The sequence below is a fragment of the Shigella sp. FC1661 genome, assembly GCF_001712525.1.
In the GTDB taxonomy this organism is placed as follows: Bacteria; Pseudomonadota; Gammaproteobacteria; order Enterobacterales; family Enterobacteriaceae; genus Escherichia; species Escherichia coli.
In genome coordinates, this window is record NZ_MDGW01000297.1 from 1 (window position 1) to 1,707 (window position 1,707).

The following is a 1,707-nucleotide window of genomic DNA, read 5'->3' on the forward strand; positions in this document are numbered from 1 at the left end:
TTGTTCCATGTGAGCGCGACACGGTCCTCACAGCTCTCAGTGGCATCAGCAGCAACAGCGAAAGACTGCTGTCGAAGCTCCGCAGAGGCACTGAGTTTTTCCAGCCATGCAGCGACCTGTTCACGGAATCCGGAGGTATTGCGTGCAGAGACGGTATCGGAAAGGCGGTCAAGGAACGCGGAAAAGGTGTTGGCGTGCTCTTCATGTTCAAAAGCATGCCATATCTGTGATACATCAGATTGTTTGTTTTCCGGGAACCATGCTGTCACGGCATCAGCCAGGGGGCGATGGAGTGTATTCTGTTGTCCGTCACTCATGGAGAAGTAAATCCGTGGGCCGTGGTAGTCCGGTTGGGCGGTTTGTTGCGACAGAGACTCCCTGATCCGTGAGGACAGAGGATTGTCTTCGAGGATGATAGTGCAGGTCGGATCAAGGCTAAGTATATTTTCCGGAATGTGTGTGATGCGATTCTCGCGGCACCGGAAAAATATCTCGGTTTCCTCTGAGTGATGATTTCTTACAGGTACGGCTGGTAGGCTTTCCAGAAGATTAGTACTTACATCGAGCGCTTCCAGTGATTCAGGTAACTCAGGAAGAAATGTCAGCTGGTTATTTCTTACTGAGAGCACTTCCAGCGATGTAGGTAATTCAGGAAGCATGGTTAGCTGATTGTTATCTGCATTAATATATTCCAGCAATGCAGGCAATTCAGGAAGCATGGTTAGTTGGTTGTTATCTACATCAAGATGTTTCAGAGATGCGGGTAATTCAGGAAGTGTTGACAGGTGATTGTCACAGGCGTCAAGGTATTCCAGCGATGCTGGCAATTCTGGTAATGATATTAGGGCATTCTGAGTAATTTCCAGAACAGTGATTTGAGGTGGTAAGTTGTCAGGTAGCGAGGACAGATTTAAACGATTCAGTTGAAGCTCACTGAACTGATTGATGAGACATTCTTTAAGTAGGGAGACCGCTTCATTCCGATTTTCACCGGGGAGCGCTTGTTTTTCCCATTTATCCCATGCTGAAAAGTAATCAGCATATGTACCGGAAATAGTGTTATAAAAAGAATTTTGGGACAATGAAAAGTTATTATTTATCGGTAACATGATGGACATTCAGTTAAAGCCGATGGACAAATGGCTTTGTTAAAAGAAATAAGTAGGAGTTTTTATGAAGTTCATTCCATGAAATGAACTTCAGCACTTTTTTATTATAAAAGGACAAACAAAATTGGCTGTAAAAAAACGATACTGTTTCAGTTAACTGTGAATAGCTTGCTTGCACCGTATTGTTCTTGTTTTTCGGTTAGTTAAACATCGTACTTCATATTTGAACGTTCTGCCGGAATGCATTATCAATAGAGGTAAAGTCGCAACCCCAAATCGTAAAGGAAACCGTAGCACGTCGTATGCAAGAACGTGCCACGGCTGGCTGATGGATGTTCGATAGCGCGAGTTTGAATGAAAATCAGCCGGAGATGATTTTACATAATTGCTACGGAATTATTCAATACAGGAATTGCTTGCGTCTGCATGGATTGACCTGAAATTTTCCCGAAAATTTCTCTAAAAAACTCGAAAAAAATGGTAACTGGTTGAGGTGATGCTGCCAACTTACTGATTTAGTGTATGATGGTGTTTTTGAGGTGCTCCAGTGGCTTCTGTTTCTATCAGCTGTCCCTCCTGTTCAGCTACTGACGGGGTG

At 43.9% G+C, this 1,707-nt stretch carries 2 protein-coding genes; one reads left to right on the forward strand and one right to left on the reverse strand.

The features are described from left to right. Nucleotides 1-1,118: T3SS effector E3 ubiquitin-protein ligase IpaH3/Hc (gene ipaH3, locus BFF42_RS16125; protein ID WP_128832309.1), on the reverse strand; the 1,118-nt coding region annotated here is incomplete at its 3' end. A gap of 538 nt (nt 1,119-1,656) precedes the next feature. Here ipaH3 and BFF42_RS28370 point away from each other — a divergent pair. Next, nucleotides 1,657-1,707, forward strand: a 51-nt coding sequence (locus BFF42_RS28370; protein WP_165888145.1) for an IS1 family transposase, incomplete at its 3' end; no start/stop codon positions are given.